General features: G+C 54.1%; 32 protein-coding genes and 1 pseudogene. 30 read left to right on the plus strand and 3 right to left on the minus strand.

Annotated features, from left to right (window positions below):
• Positions 1 to 38 precede the first annotated feature (38 nt).
• Positions 39 to 512: a transcription elongation factor GreB gene (gene greB / locus AAHA39_RS13960; RefSeq protein WP_033115590.1), complete on the minus strand. Its 474-nt coding sequence runs from the start codon at positions 510 to 512 to the stop codon at positions 39 to 41.
• Positions 513 to 759: 247 nt separating this feature from the next.
• Between greB and ompR the strand changes: the two genes are divergently transcribed.
• Complete coding sequence (gene ompR / locus AAHA39_RS13965) at positions 760 to 1,482, plus strand: osmolarity response regulator transcription factor OmpR (protein WP_033115589.1); 723 nt, start codon at positions 760 to 762, stop codon at positions 1,480 to 1,482.
• Entirely contained in the window at positions 1,479 to 2,789 is a 1,311-nt protein-coding gene (gene envZ / locus AAHA39_RS13970) for a two-component system sensor histidine kinase EnvZ (protein WP_342690020.1), read from the plus strand. The genes ompR and envZ overlap by 4 nt, the downstream gene beginning before the upstream one ends.
• A 39-nt stretch (positions 2,790 to 2,828) precedes the next feature.
• Here the strand turns inward: envZ and AAHA39_RS13975 are convergent, their stop codons facing one another.
• A complete protein-coding gene (locus AAHA39_RS13975; RefSeq protein WP_320656298.1) occupies positions 2,829 to 3,743 on the minus strand; it encodes a DMT family transporter in 915 nt (304 codons plus the stop codon).
• A 356-nt stretch (positions 3,744 to 4,099) separates the two neighbouring features.
• On the opposite strand from AAHA39_RS13975, the gene rpsJ reads away from it, so the two are divergent.
• The 28 genes from rpsJ to rplQ all read left to right on the plus strand — a co-directional run bounded on the left by rpsJ (position 4,100) and on the right by rplQ (position 17,723).
• Positions 4,100 to 4,411: a 30S ribosomal protein S10 gene (gene rpsJ, locus AAHA39_RS13980; protein ID WP_005307944.1), complete on the plus strand. Its 312-nt coding sequence runs from the start codon at positions 4,100 to 4,102 to the stop codon at positions 4,409 to 4,411.
• Positions 4,412 to 4,433: 22 nt separating this feature from the next.
• Entirely contained in the window at positions 4,434 to 5,066 is a 633-nt protein-coding gene (gene rplC / locus AAHA39_RS13985) for a 50S ribosomal protein L3 (protein WP_005307947.1), read from the plus strand.
• A 17-nt stretch (positions 5,067 to 5,083) separates the two neighbouring features.
• On the plus strand, positions 5,084 to 5,689 hold the full coding sequence (rplD, locus tag AAHA39_RS13990; RefSeq protein WP_005340616.1) for a 50S ribosomal protein L4: 606 nt from the start codon (positions 5,084 to 5,086) through the stop codon (positions 5,687 to 5,689).
• Positions 5,686 to 5,988, plus strand: a complete 303-nt coding sequence (gene rplW, locus AAHA39_RS13995; protein WP_005307955.1) for a 50S ribosomal protein L23 — start codon at positions 5,686 to 5,688, stop codon at positions 5,986 to 5,988. The genes rplD and rplW overlap by 4 nt, the downstream gene beginning before the upstream one ends.
• Positions 5,989 to 6,003: 15 nt before the next feature.
• Entirely contained in the window at positions 6,004 to 6,825 is an 822-nt protein-coding gene (gene rplB / locus AAHA39_RS14000) for a 50S ribosomal protein L2 (RefSeq protein ID WP_041209710.1), read from the plus strand.
• Between the two features lie 22 nt (positions 6,826 to 6,847).
• Complete coding sequence (gene rpsS / locus AAHA39_RS14005; protein ID WP_005307960.1) at positions 6,848 to 7,126, plus strand: 30S ribosomal protein S19; 279 nt, start codon at positions 6,848 to 6,850, stop codon at positions 7,124 to 7,126.
• Between the two features lie 10 nt (positions 7,127 to 7,136).
• Complete coding sequence (gene rplV / locus AAHA39_RS14010) at positions 7,137 to 7,481, plus strand: 50S ribosomal protein L22 (protein ID WP_005319741.1); 345 nt, start codon at positions 7,137 to 7,139, stop codon at positions 7,479 to 7,481.
• Between the two features lie 3 nt (positions 7,482 to 7,484).
• A complete protein-coding gene (rpsC, locus tag AAHA39_RS14015) occupies positions 7,485 to 8,198 on the plus strand; it encodes a 30S ribosomal protein S3 (RefSeq protein WP_005307962.1) in 714 nt (237 codons plus the stop codon).
• 13 nt (positions 8,199 to 8,211) lie between these two features.
• Complete coding sequence (gene rplP, locus AAHA39_RS14020; protein ID WP_005340612.1) at positions 8,212 to 8,625, plus strand: 50S ribosomal protein L16; 414 nt, start codon at positions 8,212 to 8,214, stop codon at positions 8,623 to 8,625.
• The gene (rpmC, locus tag AAHA39_RS14025) at positions 8,625 to 8,816 is read left to right on the plus strand and encodes a 50S ribosomal protein L29 (protein ID WP_005307965.1); all 192 of its coding nucleotides are present in this window, start codon (positions 8,625 to 8,627) and stop codon (positions 8,814 to 8,816) included. Before rplP ends, rpmC begins: the two co-directional genes overlap by 1 nt.
• Entirely contained in the window at positions 8,816 to 9,064 is a 249-nt protein-coding gene (gene rpsQ / locus AAHA39_RS14030; protein WP_005307966.1) for a 30S ribosomal protein S17, read from the plus strand. The genes rpmC and rpsQ overlap by 1 nt, the downstream gene beginning before the upstream one ends.
• Positions 9,065 to 9,211: 147 nt before the next feature.
• Positions 9,212 to 9,580, plus strand: a complete 369-nt coding sequence (rplN, locus tag AAHA39_RS14035; RefSeq protein WP_005307975.1) for a 50S ribosomal protein L14 — start codon at positions 9,212 to 9,214, stop codon at positions 9,578 to 9,580.
• A gap of 11 nt (positions 9,581 to 9,591) precedes the next feature.
• Positions 9,592 to 9,909, plus strand: a complete 318-nt coding sequence (gene rplX / locus AAHA39_RS14040; RefSeq protein ID WP_005307977.1) for a 50S ribosomal protein L24 — start codon at positions 9,592 to 9,594, stop codon at positions 9,907 to 9,909.
• Positions 9,910 to 9,922: 13 nt separating this feature from the next.
• Entirely contained in the window at positions 9,923 to 10,462 is a 540-nt protein-coding gene (rplE, locus tag AAHA39_RS14045) for a 50S ribosomal protein L5 (RefSeq protein WP_033115585.1), read from the plus strand.
• Positions 10,463 to 10,472: 10 nt separating this feature from the next.
• The gene (gene rpsN, locus AAHA39_RS14050) at positions 10,473 to 10,778 is read left to right on the plus strand and encodes a 30S ribosomal protein S14 (RefSeq protein WP_005340609.1); all 306 of its coding nucleotides are present in this window, start codon (positions 10,473 to 10,475) and stop codon (positions 10,776 to 10,778) included.
• Between the two features lie 20 nt (positions 10,779 to 10,798).
• Positions 10,799 to 11,191, plus strand: a complete 393-nt coding sequence (rpsH, locus tag AAHA39_RS14055) for a 30S ribosomal protein S8 (RefSeq protein WP_033115584.1) — start codon at positions 10,799 to 10,801, stop codon at positions 11,189 to 11,191.
• Between the two features lie 13 nt (positions 11,192 to 11,204).
• Complete coding sequence (gene rplF / locus AAHA39_RS14060; RefSeq protein ID WP_033115583.1) at positions 11,205 to 11,738, plus strand: 50S ribosomal protein L6; 534 nt, start codon at positions 11,205 to 11,207, stop codon at positions 11,736 to 11,738.
• A gap of 9 nt (positions 11,739 to 11,747) precedes the next feature.
• Entirely contained in the window at positions 11,748 to 12,101 is a 354-nt protein-coding gene (gene rplR, locus AAHA39_RS14065; protein ID WP_005340606.1) for a 50S ribosomal protein L18, read from the plus strand.
• A gap of 14 nt (positions 12,102 to 12,115) precedes the next feature.
• Entirely contained in the window at positions 12,116 to 12,616 is a 501-nt protein-coding gene (gene rpsE, locus AAHA39_RS14070; protein ID WP_005342686.1) for a 30S ribosomal protein S5, read from the plus strand.
• A 6-nt stretch (positions 12,617 to 12,622) separates the two neighbouring features.
• Complete coding sequence (gene rpmD, locus AAHA39_RS14075) at positions 12,623 to 12,802, plus strand: 50S ribosomal protein L30 (RefSeq protein WP_005307985.1); 180 nt, start codon at positions 12,623 to 12,625, stop codon at positions 12,800 to 12,802.
• A gap of 2 nt (positions 12,803 to 12,804) precedes the next feature.
• A complete protein-coding gene (gene rplO / locus AAHA39_RS14080; RefSeq protein ID WP_033115582.1) occupies positions 12,805 to 13,242 on the plus strand; it encodes a 50S ribosomal protein L15 in 438 nt (145 codons plus the stop codon).
• Between the two features lie 8 nt (positions 13,243 to 13,250).
• Complete coding sequence (gene secY, locus AAHA39_RS14085; RefSeq protein WP_005340602.1) at positions 13,251 to 14,579, plus strand: preprotein translocase subunit SecY; 1,329 nt, start codon at positions 13,251 to 13,253, stop codon at positions 14,577 to 14,579.
• 27 nt (positions 14,580 to 14,606) lie between these two features.
• Positions 14,607 to 14,720 (plus strand): 50S ribosomal protein L36, encoded by a 114-nt coding sequence (gene rpmJ, locus AAHA39_RS14090; protein ID WP_005319705.1) that lies wholly within the window; start codon positions 14,607 to 14,609, stop codon positions 14,718 to 14,720.
• 139 nt (positions 14,721 to 14,859) lie between these two features.
• Positions 14,860 to 15,216, plus strand: coding sequence for a 30S ribosomal protein S13 (gene rpsM / locus AAHA39_RS14095; RefSeq protein WP_005307991.1), 357 nt, complete (start codon positions 14,860 to 14,862; stop codon positions 15,214 to 15,216).
• A 14-nt stretch (positions 15,217 to 15,230) separates the two neighbouring features.
• A complete protein-coding gene (gene rpsK, locus AAHA39_RS14100; RefSeq protein ID WP_005307993.1) occupies positions 15,231 to 15,620 on the plus strand; it encodes a 30S ribosomal protein S11 in 390 nt (129 codons plus the stop codon).
• Positions 15,621 to 15,660: 40 nt separating this feature from the next.
• Positions 15,661 to 16,281, plus strand: a complete 621-nt coding sequence (gene rpsD / locus AAHA39_RS14105) for a 30S ribosomal protein S4 (protein WP_005342696.1) — start codon at positions 15,661 to 15,663, stop codon at positions 16,279 to 16,281.
• A 25-nt stretch (positions 16,282 to 16,306) separates the two neighbouring features.
• Positions 16,307 to 17,296, plus strand: a complete 990-nt coding sequence (locus tag AAHA39_RS14110) for a DNA-directed RNA polymerase subunit alpha (RefSeq protein WP_042877958.1) — start codon at positions 16,307 to 16,309, stop codon at positions 17,294 to 17,296.
• A gap of 43 nt (positions 17,297 to 17,339) precedes the next feature.
• Entirely contained in the window at positions 17,340 to 17,723 is a 384-nt protein-coding gene (gene rplQ, locus AAHA39_RS14115; RefSeq protein WP_005307999.1) for a 50S ribosomal protein L17, read from the plus strand.
• 213 nt (positions 17,724 to 17,936) lie between these two features.
• On the opposite strand, the pseudogene AAHA39_RS14120 reads toward rplQ, so the two are convergent.
• A pseudogene (locus tag AAHA39_RS14120) lies at positions 17,937 to 18,029 on the minus strand (gamma carbonic anhydrase family protein); the annotation flags it as partial.
• Between the last annotated feature and the right edge of the window lie 187 nt (positions 18,030 to 18,216).

Below are 18,216 nucleotides of genomic sequence, written 5' to 3' on the forward strand. Positions count from 1 at the left end.
GGAGGGGATGCCAACCACATGGCCGGCATCAGAGAGGGCTAGCGCGGGTAACTGATGTCGTTGACATACCAGCAGACGTCACCGACTGGCGTGCGCACGATGGCTTCGTCGCCGACCTCTTTCTTGAGCAGGGCGCGGGCCATGGGGGAGTCGATGGAGATGTAATCCTTGCGCTCGAAGATCTCGTCATAGCCGACGATGCGAAAGCGCTTGGTCTCGCCCTCGTCGTTCTCCACCTCGACCCAGGCACCGAAGAAGACCTTGCCCTCCTGAGCGGGGGCGTAATCGACAATCCCCAGCTCTTCCAGACACTTGCGCAGGTAACGCACCCGCCGGTCGATCTCCCGCAGCCGTTTCTTGTTGTACTGGTAGTCGGCATTCTCGCTGCGATCACCGAGGCTGGCCGCCCAAGCCACCTTGCGGGTGGTCTCGGGTCGCTCCTGACGCCACAGGAAATCGAGCTCTTCCTTCAGTTTGTTGTAACCTTCGCGGGTGATCAGCTTTGTCTTCATGATGATCTCTGACCTGGTCTGATAGAGAGGTGGTGCTAACTGCACGGGAATATTAGCTTTTGTCCCTCTGCTGTCGAGTGAAATCATGGTATCCGGGTGGCTGCGACAAGATATGGCCAATACGATTTTCGTTCGATTGACTTCCGCTTACGCAACCATCAAGCAATAACCGGTAACATATTTATGCTTTGCTCCCGCAGTGCCCCGCCCTAGTATTGGAGGCAGATTAAGGCGACGAGGCAATCCAATGAGTCAGCAGCAATACAAGGTCCTGGTGGTGGACGACGATCTGAAATTACGCTCCCTGCTGGAGCGCTACCTCACCGAACAGGGGTTCGTGGTGCGTGGCGTTGCCAACGGCGAGCAGGCTGATCGTCTGCTGACCCGTGAAAACTTCAGCCTGATGGTGCTCGACCTGATGCTGCCCGGCGAGGATGGTCTCTCCATCTGCCGTCGTCTACGTGAGGGGGGCAACCAGATCCCGGTCTTGATGTTGACTGCCAAGGGGGATGATGTCGATCGCATCGTCGGACTCGAGATGGGGGCGGATGACTACCTGCCCAAGCCGTTCAATCCGCGTGAGCTGCTGGCCCGGATCCGTGCCGTGCTGCGCCGTCATACCGTCGAGTTGCCCGGTGCTCCTTCCGCCGCCGAGAAGGTGGTCAACTTCGGGGTTTATCAGCTCAATCTCGCGACCCGCGAGCTGAGCCGCGATGGTGAGCCGATGGCGCTGACCAGCGGTGAATTTGCTGTGCTCAAGGTGCTGGTGAGTCACCCGCGCGAGCCGCTCTCCCGCGACAAGCTTATGAATCTGGCCCGGGGCCGCGAATACACTGCCACCGAGCGCAGCATCGATGTGCAGGTGTCGCGCCTGCGCCGCCTGCTGGAGCAGGACCCGACCCAGCCGCGTTATCTGCAGACTGTCTGGGGTCTGGGCTACGTCTTTGTGCCTGATGGTGAAAGAGCATGAAAAAAGTCGGGAGCATGTTTTCACGCATGCTCTGGTTTTTGGCGGCCGTGCTGATCGTCTATCAAGCAGTCTCCTACGTTACCTTCTACAACTATCTGCTGGCCCCGACGGTCAAGCAGATCAGTCACCTGTTGGCCAATCAGGTCAAACTCATCTTTCCGGTCGAGAGCAATCAGCTGGCGCTGAGCGATGACGCCGAGGCGCTGGTCTATGTGGCGACCGGTAGCGATATCTACACCCAGAGCGAAGCGGAGCAGCATGGACTCAACGACTCCAAGCCCTATGCCTATCTGGAGGAGAACATCAGTCGCGAGCTTGGTGGCAAGACCAAGGTGCGGGTCGAGATCCAGGATCACTACATCATCTGGATCCAGCCTCCCCAGGCCAACAAAACCTGGGTCCGAATCCCGTTGACCGAGATTGAAGATGACGATATCGAGCCGCTTATCCTCTATATGAGCGTGCTGCTGGTCATTACGCTCTTCGCCGCATGGCGTTTTGCCCGTCAGCTGGTTCGCCCGCTGGAGGATCTGGAGGAGGGGGCCGTTGCGGTGGCCAAAGGGGAGTTCCCCGAAGCGCTCGGCGAGCAGGGGTCCCGTGAAGTTCGCCGTCTGACCCGCACCTTCAACCATATGTCGCACTCCATCAAGAGCCTGATCGAGGAGCGCAACATGATGATGGCGGGGGTGTCCCACGATCTGCGCACCCCGCTGACCCGGATTCGTCTTGCGACCGAGATGATGTCGTCGGGCGACGAGTACCTCAAGGAGAGCATCAACTCCGATATCGATGAATCGAATGCCATCATCGACCAGTTCATCGACTACATCCGTCCCGATGAAGGGCAGCAGTTTTCACCGGCCGATTTGACTCAGCTGGTACACGACACCTTGCTGATGCACACCGAGCAGGGGCTCGAAGTTGACCTCGCCCTGCCGAAGGATGCGGTGCGAGTCGTCTGCAACCCGATCAGCATGCGGCGGGTGCTGACCAATCTGGCAGGCAACTCGCTACGCTATGGGGCAGGCAGCCTGCATGCCGAGCTGAAAGACGATGGTCACTGGGTTCGCCTGCGCTTGTCCGATGATGGCCCGGGTATCCCGGAGCAGGACTACACCCGGGTACTCACGCCCTTTACTCAGGGGAATGTGGCTCGCACCGTGGGAGGGAGCGGCTTGGGACTGGCCATCGTAGCCAAGATCATGGCCCAGCATCACGGCACCATCAGGTTGGGACGATCCGAGCTGGGTGGCTTGCTGGTCGAGCTGCGGTTACCCAAGAACCAGCCGCAGGAGTGGATGGATTGAGAGAAGGGGCGTATCGAGAGATACGCCCCTTCTGCTTGGTCAGGCTTGTGGTTTGGCGGTATTGCGATAGCGCTTGCCATATTTCAGCTGCTGGATAAGCAGGGCCGCGACGATGAAGGCTAGCCCGATAGGGGTGGCGGGGTGAATGGTTTCGCCGATGAGCAGGTTGAGCAGCACCAGCGAGGCAAACGGCGAGATGAAGATAAGGTTGCTGATGGGGGCTGTGTTGGTTGCGTGGCGCAGCGCCATCAACCAGAGCACGAAACCGAAACCCATCTCGAACAGCCCTACATAGATGGCGCCTGCCCATCCCTGCCAAGCGGTCATGGCAAAATCGGAGAGCAGCCAGGTCGCGGCGACGATAAAGGGCAGGCTGATGATGAAACCAAGCAGCAAGCTGACGATAGGATCCCCCTGATTGCGGGTATTGAGGATCCAGTAGCTGGCCCAGATCAGAGTCGACACCAGTGCCAGCGTGACGCCGAGCGGGCTGTCGAACTGCAGGCCGAATATATCCCCCTTGGTGGCGATCACCAACGCGCCAAAGTAGCCAAGCACGATGGCGACGCCATCGCGACGACGCAGTTTCTGACCGAGGAAGGGAACGGCCAGCAGACTGAGGGTGATGGCCCAGGTGTAGTTGAGGGTTTGCGCCTGCTGGGCAGGCAGCAGGTCATAGGCCTTGAACAGCAGCAGGTAATAGAGGAAGGGATTGAGTACACCCAGCGCCAGATAGTAAAGCGGGCGTGCCTTGATGTAGCTGCCCAGCAGACCCAGTTTACCCTGCTTGGCCACGATGGCTGTCAGCGTCAGGGTCGAGGTAAACGCCGCGACCAGCAGTAGTTGCACCGGTTCAAAGTAGGTGAGCGATATCTTGAAGGCACTGGCGACCGTCGACCAGAGCGCAACGGCACAGAGGCCATATTGATAGGCTTTCTTTTGATCTTTGAGCATGTGGGAGTCGTTCCATTGACGAAGGCGGAGTCCAGTCTATCAGTCTGCTTGCCGGCTTGTCGTCAGTGCGGCCGGCAGGGGAGGAGAGGCGGTGAGTGCGAGATCCATCTGTCACATAAAATTGCGCACAATCTGTTCGCCTTCACTTGCGCAAATTTGAAAAATCCGTATAATCCCCTCCGCTTGCTCATGAGGCCAGCCAGACGATATGTCTGCTTGCTGAGTATCCCCTTTGTGGGAACCAGCCATACAGTCTCCCCGATATGGGGAGAAACGTGAAAAATCACACCTCTGGCGGGAGTAATCTCGGTCGGGCGGTGTTGATTTATGTTCTTTTATCTATTGGAGCTCTGTCAATGCAGAACCAAAGAATCCGTATCCGCCTGAAGGCTTTTGATCATCGTCTGATTGATCAGTCCACTGCGGAAATCGTTGAAACTGCTAAGCGCACTGGCGCGCAGGTTCGCGGTCCTATCCCGCTGCCGACTCGCAAAGAGCGTTTCACCGTTCTGATCTCCCCGCACGTCAACAAAGACGCGCGTGATCAGTACGAGATCCGCACTCACAAGCGTCTGGTAGACATCGTTGAGCCGACTGACAAGACCGTAGACGCCCTGATGCGTCTGGATCTGGCAGCTGGTGTAGACGTCCAGATCAGCCTGGGTTAATTACGGAAAGAGGTTGATAACAATGACAATCGGTCTTGTAGGTCGCAAAGTGGGTATGACTCGCATCTTCACTGAAGATGGCGTTTCTATCCCGGTGACTGTTATCGAAGTTGAAGCTAACCGTGTAACTCAGGTCAAATCTGTAGAAACCGACGGCTACAACGCTATTCAGGTTACCACTGGCTCCAAGAAAGCTAGCCGCGTAACCAAGCCGGAAGCTGGCCACTTCGCCAAAGCTGGTGTAGAAGCCGGTCGCGGTCTGTGGGAATTCCGCCTGAACAACGGTGAAACTTTCACTGTTGGTAGCGAGCTGAAAGTAGATCTTCTCGCTGACGTTAAGCTGGTAGACGTTACCGGCACATCCAAGGGTAAAGGTTTTGCCGGTACTGTTAAGCGCTGGAACTTCCGTACCCAGGATATGACCCACGGTAACTCTCTGTCCCACCGTGTACCTGGCTCCATCGGTCAAAACCAGACCCCGGGCCGTGTATTCAAGGGCAAAAAGATGGCTGGTCACATGGGTGCTGAGCGTGTAACGACTCAGAACCTGGAACTGGTTCGTGTTGACGCTGAACGCAACCTGCTGCTCATCAAAGGTGCAGTACCGGGTGCAACCAACGGCAACGTGATCGTTAAACCTGCCGTCAAAGCGTAACGTCTGAGGAGATAGTAATGGAATTGGTAATGAAAGACGCCAAGAGCGCTCTTGAAGTTTCCGAGACTACCTTCGGGCGCGAATTCAACGAAGCTCTGGTTCACCAGGTTGTCGTTGCTTATGCCGCTGGTGCCCGTCAGGGTACTCGTGCGCAGCTGACTCGCTCTGAAGTGTCTGGTGGCGGCAAAAAGCCGTGGCGTCAGAAGGGTACTGGTCGTGCCCGTGCTGGCTCCATCCGTTCGCCCATTTGGCGTTCCGGTGGTGTGACTTTTGCTGCTAAGCCGCAAGATCACAGCCAGAAAGTAAACAAGAAGATGTACCGCGGCGCTATCCGTAGCATTCTGTCCGAGCTGGTACGTCAAGAGCGCCTGATCGTTGTTGAGAAGTTCGGCATCGAAGCTCCGAAGACCAAAGAACTGATCGCCAAGCTGAAAGAAATGGAACTGACTGACGTTCTGATCGTGACTGCTGAAGTCGATGAGAACCTGTTCCTGGCTGCTCGCAACCTGTACAAAGTTGACGTGCGTGACGTTGCCGGTATCGACCCGGTCAGCCTGATCGCTTTCGACAAGGTTCTGATGACTGCTGATGCAGTTAAGCAAATCGAGGAGATGCTGGCATGATCCGTGAAGAGCGTCTGCTGAAAGTTCTGAAGGCTCCGCACATCTCTGAAAAGAGCACCATGGTTGCAGAAAAGCAGAACACTATCGTGTTCAAAGTTGCTGTTGATGCCACCAAGGCGGAAGTCAAAGCTGCAGTTGCGAAACTGTTCGAGGTCGAAGTTGAGACCGTCCGTACCCTGAACATGAAGGGTAAGACCAAGCGCGCAGGTGCACGCGTAGGCCGTCGTTCCGATTGGAAAAAGGCTTATGTGACCCTGAAAGCTGGTCAGGACATCGACTTCATGGGCGCAGCCGAGTAAGAGGAGTTCTGAAAAATGGCAATCGTTAAGTGCAAGCCTACTTCTCCGGGCCGCCGCCACGTCGTCAAGATCGTCAACCAGGAACTGTACAAGGGTAAGCCCTTTGCAGCTCTGCTGGACAAGAAAGACAAAACCGGTGGTCGTAACAACAACGGCCGCATCACCACTCGCCACATCGGCGGTGGTCACAAGCAGCACTACCGTCTGATCGACTTCAAGCGCGACAAAGACGGTATCCCGGCTAAAGTTGAGCGCCTGGAATACGATCCGAACCGTACCGCAAACATCGCCCTGGTGCTGTATGCAGACGGTGAGCGTCGTTACATCCTGGCACCGAAAGGCCTGAAAGCTGGTGATGCAATCGCTTCTGGTGCTGATGCCGCAATCAAGGTAGGTAACACCCTGCCGATGCGCAACATCCCGGTCGGTTCTACCGTTCACGCTGTTGAGATGAAGCCTGGTAAAGGTGCCCAGCTGGCTCGTTCCGCTGGTACTTTCATCCAGATCCTGGCTCGTGAAGGTAACTATGTAACTCTGCGTCTGCGTTCCGGCGAAGTACGTAAAGTTCTGGCCGAGTGCCGCGCTACCATCGGCGAAGTCGGTAACTCCGAGCACATGCTGCGTCAACTGGGTAAAGCCGGTGCAAACCGCTGGCGTGGTATTCGTCCGACCGTTCGCGGTATGGCGATGAACCCGGTTGACCACCCGCACGGTGGTGGTGAGGGTCGTAACAAGGGCATGCAGCCTGTGTCCCCATGGGGCCAGAAGGCTAAAGGCTTCAAGACCCGTAAGAACAAGCGTACCGACAAGTACATCGTACGTCGTCGTAACAAGTAATTGTTAACATAGAGGAATCACCATGCCACGTTCTCTCAAGAAGGGTCCATTTATCGACCTGCACTTGCTGAAGAAGGTAGAGAAAGCGGTGGAAAGCGGGGATAAAAAGCCGGTTAAAACCTGGTCCCGTCGTTCAATGATCATCCCGAACATGATCGGTTTGACCATCGCTGTCCATAATGGTCGTCAGCACGTTCCGGTTTTCGTTACCGAAGAAATGATCGGTCACAAACTGGGTGAATTCGCACCGACTCGTACTTATCGCGGCCATGCTGCTGATAAGAAGGCTAAGAAGCGCTAAGGGATAAATGATGGAAGCTATCGCTAAACACCGTTATGCCCGTACTTCTGCCCAGAAAGCTCGTCTGGTAGCCGATCAAGTACGTGGTCTGTCCGTAGACAAGGCTCTGAACATCCTGACCTTCAGCCCGAAAAAGGCTGCTGTTCTGGTGAAGAAAGTGCTGGAATCTGCCATTGCAAACGCTGAGCACAACGAAGGCGCCGACATCGACGCCCTGCGTGTTGCTACTATCATGGTCGACGAAGGTCCCTCCATGAAGCGCATCCGTCCTCGTGCCAAAGGTCGCGCGGATCGTATCCTCAAGCGTACCGCTCACATCACCGTAGTGGTATCCGACGCTAAGGCTGGGAGATAAGCAATGGGTCAGAAAGTACATCCTAATGGCATTCGCCTGGGTATTACCAAGCCTTGGAATTCTACCTGGTTCGCGAACACCAAAGACTTCGCTGACAACCTGTACAGCGATTTTCAAGTACGCCAGTTCCTGACCAAGGAACTGAAAAACGCGTCCTTGTCCAAGATCACCATCGAGCGTCCGGCCAAGAGCATCCGTGTGACCATTCACACCGCTCGTCCGGGTGTTGTGATCGGTAAGAAAGGCGAAGACGTTGAGAAGCTGCGCAAAGCTGTAGCCACTATTGCTGGCGTGCCTGCTCAGATCAACATTTCCGAAGTCCGCAAGCCGGAGCTGGATGGCAAACTGGTTGCCGACAGCATCACTTCCCAGCTGGAGCGTCGTGTAATGTTCCGTCGTGCTATGAAGCGCGCCGTACAGAACGCAATGCGCCTGGGTGCCAAGGGCATCAAAGTGGAAGTTTCCGGTCGTCTGGGCGGCGCTGAAATCGCGCGTACCGAATGGTACCGTGAAGGTCGTGTGCCGTTGCACACCCTGCGTGCCGACATCGACTACGCAACTTCTGAAGCCCACACCACTTACGGTGTGATCGGCGTTAAAGTTTGGATCTTCAAGGGCGAAGTTCTGGGCGGTCTGGCTGCTGTCAACGCTGCCGCTGCTCAAGAGCAAGCTCCTGCGAAGCCCAAGCGTGACAACAAGCGCCGCGCTGCCAAGTAAGGAGATTCGGTAAATGTTGCAACCAAAGCGTACTAAATTCCGCAAGACCCACAAAGGTCGTAACCGCGGTCTGGCCACCTCTGGTAACGAAGTATCCTTCGGTACCTTTGGCCTGAAGGCGACATCTCGTGGTCAGCTGACTGCTCGTCAAATCGAAGCAGCCCGTCGTGCCATGACCCGTCACGTTAAGCGTCAGGGTAAGATCTGGATCCGTGTGTTCCCGGACAAGCCGATTACCGAAAAGCCCCTCGAAGTTCGTATGGGTAAAGGTAAGGGTAACGTGGAATACTGGGTTTGCCCGATCCAGCCTGGCAAGGTTCTGTACGAGATGGACGGTGTACCTGAGGCTCTGGCGCGTGAAGCGTTCGCCCTGGCCGCAGCCAAGCTGTCTGTTCAGACCACTTTCGTAATTAAGACGGTGATGTGATGAAAGCCCAAGATCTGCGTCAAAAGAGCGTCGAAGAACTGAACCAGGAGCTGCTGGGCCTGCTGCGTGAGCAATTCAACATGCGCATGCAAGCTTCCACCGGCCAACTGGCTCAGACTCACACTCTGAAACAAGTGCGTCGTGACGTCGCACGTATCAAGACTGTACTGACTGAGAAGGCAGGTGCGTAATGACTGACAAAATCCGTACTCTGCAGGGTCGTGTAATCAGCGACAAGATGGACAAGTCCATCACTGTTGCCATCGAGCGCAAGGTAAAGCACCCGATCTACGGTAAGATCATCAAGCGCACTACCAAGCTGCACGTACATGATGAAAACAACGAGTGCAAAGCTGGTGACCTCGTGGAAATCCGCGAATGCCGCCCGCTGTCCAAGACCAAGTCCTGGACCCTGGTTGCCGTTGTAGAAAAGGCCTAATCGGTACTTTTTAGCCCAAACGGCCCCTTTCAGGGGCCGTTTGTTTTTTAGGCTACCTTTTCTAAAAATCCTGTGTTATAGTTTCGCGCCTTTTGAAGGCAGCCAGATCCCGAAAGGGATAAGAAGTAAACAAAGCGGAGCACTAAGATGATCCAGATGCAAAGTATGCTGGGTGTTGCCGACAACTCCGGCGCTCGCAGTGTAATGTGTATTAAGGTTCTGGGTGGTTCGCACCGCCGTTACGCCGGCATCGGCGACATCATCAAAGTTTCCATCAAGGAAGCTATTCCTCGCGGTAAAGTGAAGAAAGGTGATGTGTATAACGCGGTGGTCGTACGCACCCGTAAAGGCGTTCGTCGTCCGGACGGCTCAGTCATCCGTTTCGACAACAATGCGGCTGTGTTGCTTAACAACAACCAACAGCCGATCGGTACTCGTATTTTTGGCCCGGTGACCCGTGAACTGCGTAATGAGAAGTTCATGAAGATTGTGTCCCTGGCACCCGAAGTACTGTAAGGAGTCGAACGATGGCAGCTAAAATCCGTCGCGAAGACGAAGTGATTGTTCTTACCGGCAAAGACAAGGGCAAGCGTGGCAAAGTCACTCAAGTTCTGATTGCTAAAGGTAAGGTAATCGTGGAAGGCATCAACCAGGTGAAGAAACACCAGAAGCCGGTACCCGCACTGGGTCAGGCTGGCGGTATCGTCACCAAAGAAGCCCCCATCGATGTATCTAACGTAGCGCTGTTCAACTCTGCCACTGGCAAAGCTGACCGCGTTGGTTTCCGGATTGAAGACGGCAAAAAAGTTCGTTTCTTCAAATCCACCGGCGAACTTGTGAAGTAATTGGAGTTTAACGATGGCGAAACTGCATGATTACTACAAATCCGATGTAGTAAGTGAACTGACCAAGCAGTTCGGTTACAAGACTATCATGCAAGTCCCTCGGATCGAGAAAATCACCCTGAACATGGGTGTTGGTGAAGCGATCTCTGACAAGAAATTGCTGGAAAATGCTGCTGCCGATATGGCTGCCATTTCCGGTCAGAAGCCGCTGATCACCAAAGCTCGCAAATCTGTTGCGGGCTTCAAGATTCGTGAAGGCTACCCGATAGGTTGTAAAGTAACCCTGCGTGGCGAGCGTATGTGGGAGTTCCTGGAACGGCTGATCTGCATCTCCGTACCGCGTATCCGTGACTTCCGTGGCCTGAACGCTAAAGCGTTCGACGGTCGTGGTAACTACTCCATGGGCGTGCGTGAGCAGATCATCTTCCCGGAAATCGACTATGACAAAGTCGATCGCGTCCGTGGTCTGGATATCACCATCACCACTTCCGCGAATACCGATGAAGAAGGCCGTGCTCTGCTGGCTGCCTTTAACTTCCCATTCCGCAAGTAAGGTTAGGGTTATGGCTAAAACATCCATGAAAGCGCGCGAAGCAAAGCGTGCCAAGCTGGTAGCCAAGTACGCAACCAAGCGTGCCGAGCTCAAAGCTATCATCGTTGATATGAACGCTTCTGAAGAAGCGCGTTGGGATGCTGTTCTGCAACTGCAACAGCTGCCCCGTGATTCCAGTCCGTCCCGTCAGCGTAACCGTTGCAACATTACTGGTCGTCCGCACGGTTTCCTGCGCAAGTTTGGCCTGTCTCGCATCAAGGTGCGTGAGCATGCCATGAAGGGCGAAATTCCGGGCCTGAAAAAGGCCTCTTGGTAAAGAATCTCGGGAGTTAGACTATGAGCATGCAAGATCCGATCGCGGATATGCTGACCCGCATCCGTAACGGTCAGGCGGCGAGCAAAGTTGCGGTTTCCATGCCTTCTTCCAAGCTGAAAGTGGCTATTGCCAAAGTGCTGAAAGAAGAAGGTTACATCGCTGGCTACACCGTAGCTGGTGACGTGAAGCCGGAACTGGAAATTGAACTGAAATATTTCCAGGGCAAGCCGGTTGTAGAACTGATCCAACGCGTGAGCCGTCCCGGCCTGCGTATTTACAAGCGCACTACTGATCTGCCGAAAGTTATGGGCGGTCTCGGTGTTGCTATCGTGTCCACGTCTAAAGGTGTGATGACCGACCGTGCTGCTCGCAAAGCAAGCATGGGTGGTGAGATCATCTGCTACGTCGCTTAATAGGAGGTCGGAAATGTCTCGCGTTGCTAAGGCACCCGTCACTATTCCTGCTGGCGTAGAAGTGACTCTGAACGGTCAGGAACTGTCCATCAAAGGTGGTAAAGGTTCCCTGGTTCGTTCTATTCACGCCGGTGTAGAAGTGACCAAAGAAGACAATGTACTGAAGTTCGCCCCGCGCGACGGCATCGCTGGTGCTGACGCTCAGGCCGGTACTGCCCGTGCATTGGTCAACAACATGGTAATCGGTGTTACCCAAGGCTTCGAGCGCAAGCTGCAGCTGGTTGGTGTAGGTTACAAAGCCTCCATCAAGGGCAATGCTGTCGCTCTGGCTCTGGGCTTCTCTCACCCGGTAGAGCATGAGCTGCCGGCTGGTGTAACCGCTGAGTGCCCGTCCCAGACCGAAATCGTTCTGCGTGGCGTTGACAAGCAGCTGGTTGGCCAAGTCGCCGCCGATATCCGTGCTTACCGCGCTCCGGAGCCCTACAAGGGCAAGGGTGTACGCTATGCCAACGAGCAAGTGCGTACTAAAGAAGCTAAGAAGAAGTAAGGTAACACTATGGACAAGAAAGCAGCTCGTCTCCGTCGTGCTACTCGTGCTCGGAAAAAGATGCAGGAACTGGGAGCTACCCGTCTGGTTGTTCACCGTACCCCGCGTCATATCTATGCGCAGGTTATTGCAGCCAACGGTTCCGAAGTTCTGGCCTCTGCTTCCACAGTAGAGAAAGCCATCAGTGAAGCTCTGAAATACACCGGTAACGCAGATGCTGCTACCGCTGTAGGTAAAGCTATCGCTGAGCGTGCTATTGCCAAAGGCGTTCAGAACGTATCTTTCGATCGTTCCGGTTTCAAGTATCACGGCCGTATCGCTGCTCTGGCAGCTGCTGCACGTGACGCTGGTCTTCAGTTCTAAGCTAGGAGTCGAAGATGGCTAAAGTCGAATCTCAAGCCGGCGAACTGCAAGAAAAGCTGATTGCAGTAAACCGTGTTTCGAAAACTGTTAAAGGTGGTCGTATCATGTCCTTCACCGCGTTGACCGTGGTGGGTGATGGTAACGGCCGTGTAGGTTACGGTTACGGTAAAGCCCGTGAAGTTCCGGCTGCTATTCAAAAAGCAATGGAACAGGCCAAGCGTAACCTGAACAAGGTTGAACTGAACAACGGCACCCTGCACCACCCGGTGAAAGGTGTTCACTCCGGTTCTACCGTGTTCATGAAGCCGGCCTCTCAAGGTACTGGTATCATCGCAGGCGGCGCTATGCGTGCCGTTCTGGAAGTTGCTGGTATCCACAACGTGCTGGCTAAGACCTACGGTTCCACCAACCCAATCAACGTTGTTCGCGCAACTGTAGACGCTCTGGTTCACGGTCAATCACCGGAACAGATCGCTGCCAAGCGTGGTCTGCGCGTTGAAGAAATTCTGGGGTAATGCGACATGGCTAACACTGTAAAAGTAACTCAAACTCGCAGCTCTATCGGCCGTCTGCCCAAGCACAAGGCGACTCTGCGTGGTCTGGGTCTGCGTCGCATTGGTCACACCGTTGAGCTGGAAGATACTCCCTGCGTACGCGGCATGATCAACCAGGTTTATTACATGGTTAAGGTGGAGGGCTAAGCATGCGTCTGAACACTCTGTCTCCGGCCGCTGGTTCCAAGCCTGAAAAACATCGTCGTGGCCGTGGTATCGGCTCCGGCCTGGGCAAGACTGGTGGTCGTGGTGTTAAAGGCCAAACCTCTCGTTCCGGTGGCGGCAAAGTTCGCAACGGTTTCGAAGGCGGCCAGATGCCTTTGAAAATCCGTCTGCCGAAGTTCGGTTTCTTCTCTCGCAAATCTTTGGTTTCTGCCGAAGTGCGCCTGAACGAAATCGCCCTGGTAGAAGGTGATGTGGTCGACGTGAGCACTCTGAAGCAAGCCGGTGTTATTACTAAAAACATCGTGTTCGCTAAAGTTGTTCTGTCTGGCAACATTGACCGTGCTGTGACCGTTCGTGGTCTGTCCGTCACCAAAGGTGCACGCGCAGCCATCGAGGCCGCTGGCGGTAAAATCGAGGAATAATCAGTACAATGGCTAAGAAACCAGGATTGGATGTTAAAGCACAGGGTGGTCTGAGTGAACTGAAGAGTCGTCTGCTCTTCGTTCTCGGGGCGATTATCGTTTTCCGTGCAGGCTCTTATGTGCCGATTCCTGGTATTGACGCCGCCGTACTGGCCGAGTTGTTCCAGCAACAGAAGGGCACCATCATTGAGATGTTCAACATGTTCAGTGGTGGTGCACTCTCGCGTGCTTCTATTCTTGCGTTGGGGATCATGCCGTACATTTCGGCGTCGATCATTATCCAGCTGCTGACTGTGGTTCATCCTGCTCTTGCTGAACTCAAGAAAGAGGGTGAATCCGGCCGTCGCAAGATTAGCCAATATACCCGTTGGGGCACGCTGGTTTTGGGAACTTTCCAGGCCATTGGTATTGCAACCGGTCTGCCGAATATGATGCATGGACTCGTGACTAATCCGGGTCTGGGCTTCTATTTCACAGCGGTTGTGAGTCTGGTTACCGGTACCATGTTCTTGATGTGGTTGGGTGAGCAGATTACCGAGCGTGGGATTGGTAATGGTATCTCGTTGATTATTTTCACAGGTATCGTTGCCGGTCTGCCGCATGCCATTGGCGCTACGGCCGAACAGGCACGTCAAGGGGAATTGCACATCCTGCTGTTGTTGTTGCTGGGCTTGATTGTTTTCGCAGTGACTTACTTTGTGGTGTTCGTGGAGCGTGGTCAGCGTCGTATCGTCGTTAACTATGCTAAGCGTCAACAAGGCCGCCAGGTATTCGCCGCGCAAAGCACGCACCTGCCGTTGAAAGTCAACATGGCCGGTGTGATTCCTGCGATTTTCGCATCCAGCATCATCCTCTTCCCGGGGACCATTACCTCTTGGTTTGGTCAGGGCGAGGGTAAAGTAGCCGACATCCTGCAACAGGTCTCTATGGTCCTGCAGCCGGGTCAGCCGCTTTACGAGATGCTCTATGCAGCAGCCATTATCTTCTTCTGTTTCTTCTATACCGCGCTGGTGTTCAACCCCCGCGAGACAGCAGATAACCTGAAGAAGAGTGGAGCCTTTATCCCGGGGATTCGCCCGGGCGAGCAGACAGCACGTTATATCGATAAGGTTATGACTCGCCTGACATTGGCAGGTGCACTCTATATAACCTTTATCTGTCTGGTACCCCAGTTCTTGATGACTGCCTGGAACGTACAGTTCTACTTCGGTGGCACCTCGCTGCTGATTATCGTGGTGGTTATCATGGACTTCATGGCTCAGGTTCAGACCCATATGATGTCTCATCAATATGGTGATGTCCTGAGGAAGGCCAACCTGAAGGGCTACGGCCGCTAAAGGTCGGCGTAGTTACGGAGTTAAGCAATGAAAGTTCGTGCTTCCGTTAAGGCAATCTGCCGTAACTGCAAAATCATCAAGCGTCACGGTGTGGTGCGTGTGATTTGCAGCGAGCCTAAGCATAAACAGCGTCAAGGCTAATTTTTTACGGTTAGTACTTGCAACAAATAGTTGTGCTGGCTAATATAGCCAGCCAACTTTTGTTGTGTATTGGTTGACCGCCACGTATCCGCTCACGGGCTTTGTGGTGGTCGTAATCTACTATATGTAGGAGTGAATAGTGGCCCGTATCGCTGGCATTAACATTCCTGACCATAAGCATGCAGTCATTGCTTTGACTGCTATTTATGGCGTCGGTCGTACCCGCTCCAAGGCCATCTGTGCCGCAGCCGGTATCGCTGAGAATGTGAAAATTAAAGACCTGGACGAAGCTCAGATCGAGAGTCTGCGTGAACAAGTAGGTAAATTCACCGTTGAAGGTGACCTGCGTCGTCAGATTTCCATGAACATCAAGCGTTTGATGGATCTGGGTTGCTACCGTGGTTTGCGTCACCGTCGTAGCCTGCCTGTTCGTGGTCAACGTACCAAGACCAACGCTCGTACCCGTAAGGGTCCGCGCAAGGCTATCAAGAAGTAACGGGAAGGTAGAAAATGGCTAAAACTCCGACTCGTGCTCGCAAGCGCGTTAAAAAGCAAGTGAGCGACGGTATTGCGCACGTTCATGCATCTTTCAACAACACAATCGTGACCATTACTGACCGTCAGGGCAACGCTCTGTCTTGGGCTACTTCTGGTGGTTCCGGTTTCCGTGGTTCTCGTAAGTCCACCCCGTTCGCTGCTCAGGTAGCTGCTGAGCGTGCTGGTGAGATGGCCAAAGAATATGGCGTCAAGAACCTGGAAGTCATGGTCAAAGGTCCGGGTCCCGGTCGTGAGTCTTCCATCCGCGCCCTGAACGCGGCTGGTTTCCGCATCACTAACATTACTGATGTGACTCCGATCCCGCACAACGGTTGTCGTCCTCCCAAGAAGCGCCGCGTGTAACGCTGGTAGCTACTTGGTCTAGGATTGTTGGAGAAAGAAGATGGCAAGATATATCGGTCCTAAGCTTAAGCTTAGCCGTCGTGAGGGCACAGACCTCTTCCTGAAGTCTGGTGTTCGCGCGATTGATTCTAAGTGCAAGATTGACACCGCTCCTGGTCAGCACGGCGCTCGTAAGCCGCGTCTGTCCGACTACGGTGTGCAACTGCGCGAGAAACAAAAAGTTCGTCGTATCTACGGCGTATTGGAAAAACAGTTCCGCAACTACTACCGCGACGCTGCCCGTCAAAAGGGTAACACCGGTGAAAACCTGTTGCAGCTGCTGGAAGGTCGTCTGGACAACGTCGTATACCGCATGGGCTTCGGTGCTACTCGCGCTGAATCTCGTCAGCTGGTGAGCCACAAGGCCATCATGGTAAACGGCCGCGTTGTGAACATTCCTTCTTTCCAGGTTTCCCCTGAGGACGTGATCTGCGTTCGTGAGAAGGCTAAGAAGCAAGCGCGTATCAAAGCTGCCCTTGAGGTTGCTGGTCAGCGCGAGAAGCCGACTTGGGTAGAGGTTGATGCCGCTAAAATGGAAGGTGCCTTCAAGCGCCTGCCAGAGCGTTCCGACCTGTCTGCCGACATTAACGAACAGCTGATCGTCGAGCTTTACTCTAAGTAAAGCTAGCTTCTAAAGAGAGGACACAATGCTGGGTTCTGTAACAGATTTTCTTAAACCGCGGCTAGTTGACATCGAGCAAGTTAGCCCGACTCATGCGAAAGTGACTCTTGAGCCACTTGAGCGTGGCTTTGGTCACACGCTGGGTAACGCCCTGCGTCGTATTTTGCTGTCTTCTATGCCCGGTTGTGCAGTTACTGAAGTCGAAATTGACGGTGTACTGCATGAGTACAGCAGCAAAGAAGGTGTACAGGAAGACATTCTTGAAATCCTGCTCAACCTGAAAGGTATCGCTGTGAAGCTGGAAGGCAAGGACGAGGTAACTCTGTCCCTGACCAAGTCTGGAACAGGCCCCGTTACCGCAGGTGATATCACTCACGGTGATGAAGTCGAGATCGTAAACCCGGAGCACGTAATCTGCCACCTGACAGGTACCAATGCTGAAATCAGCATGCGCCTGAAAGTTCAGCGCGGTCGTGGTTATGTGCCTGCTTCTGCTCGTGTTCACAACGATGACGAAGAGCGTCCGATTGGTCGCCTGCTGCTGGACTCCGCGTTCAGCCCCATCGTTCGTATTGCCTACAATGTTGAGGCAGCACGTGTGGAACAGCGTACCGACTTGGACAAGCTGGTTATCGACATGGAGACCAATGGTACTCTGGATCCTGAAGAAGCCATCCGTCGTTCTGCCACTATCTTGGCTGAGCAACTGGAAGCCTTCGTGGATCTGCGCGATGTCAGCGTGCCCGAGAAGAAAGAAGAGAAACCCGAGTTTGATCCGATTCTGCTGCGTCCTGTCGATGATTTGGAGCTGACAGTTCGTTCTGCGAACTGTCTGAAGGCAGAAGCTATCCACTATATTGGTGATCTGGTACAGCGTACCGAAGTTGAGTTGCTTAAGACTCCCAACCTCGGTAAGAAGTCCCTGACAGAGATCAAGGACGTGTTGGCCTCCCGTGGTCTGTCTCTTGGCATGCGCCTTGAGAACTGGCCGCCCGCCAGCATCGCTGACGAGTAATCCAGATTACGGGTTTCACAGATTTAGTTAGAAGGATAAGGTCATGCGCCATCGTTTGAGTGGTCGTCAACTGAACCGGAACAGCAGCCATCGTCAGGCTATGTTCCGCAACATGGCCAGCTCCCTGGTTCGTCATGAGATCATCAAGACGACTCTGCCTAAGGCAAAAGAGCTGCGTCGTGTAGTTGAACCGCTGATCACCCTTGCCAAGACTGATAGCGTTGCTAATCGTCGTCTGGCATTTGCCCGCACTCGCGACAACGCGATCGTGGCTAAGCTGTTCAATGAACTGGGCCCGCGCTACCTGGAGCGCGCCGGCGGTTATACTCGCATTCTGAAATGCGGTTTCCGTGCTGGCGACAACGCCCCTATGGCTTATATTGAGCTGGTAGACCGCCCGGCCGCTGCTGAAGCAGCTGCTGAGTGATAAAGAAAAAGCCGGGCTTGTCCCGGCTTTTCTTTTAAGAGATTTTGATACTGCCTCAACTGCCTCAACTGCCTCAACTGCCTCAACTGCCTCAACTGCCTCAACTGCCTCACTCATCATCTTATCGCATCTATATATGAAGGAAGGGTTGTTCCCGAGCCTAGCGAAATGGTGGATAGCCAGCTCACTTCATTTAAGCATCATTGGTCAGTTGATATAACCTACCAGGGTGACGCAGGGGTCTACATATACCCGTTTGCCCAGTTGTGGGCGTTTTCCCTTGTAAGGTCTCAGTCGCAAGTCCATCTTGGCCTCCTTGTTTTCGGCTATTCTAACAACCTGAAGGCTGTTTCTGTGGATAAGTTTGTATAAAAGCTGTGGTTGGAGATGAATAACTAAAAAAGTGCAGTTTTTTGCAATTTTATTGCAGTGGAGGGGTTGCCAGAACGAATTCACTCCCTATAATGCGCCTCCATCGACACGGCAAGCGGCA

Source organism: Aeromonas sp. SE22 (assembly GCF_038739755.1).
Classification (GTDB): domain Bacteria; phylum Pseudomonadota; class Gammaproteobacteria; order Enterobacterales; family Aeromonadaceae; genus Aeromonas; species Aeromonas jandaei.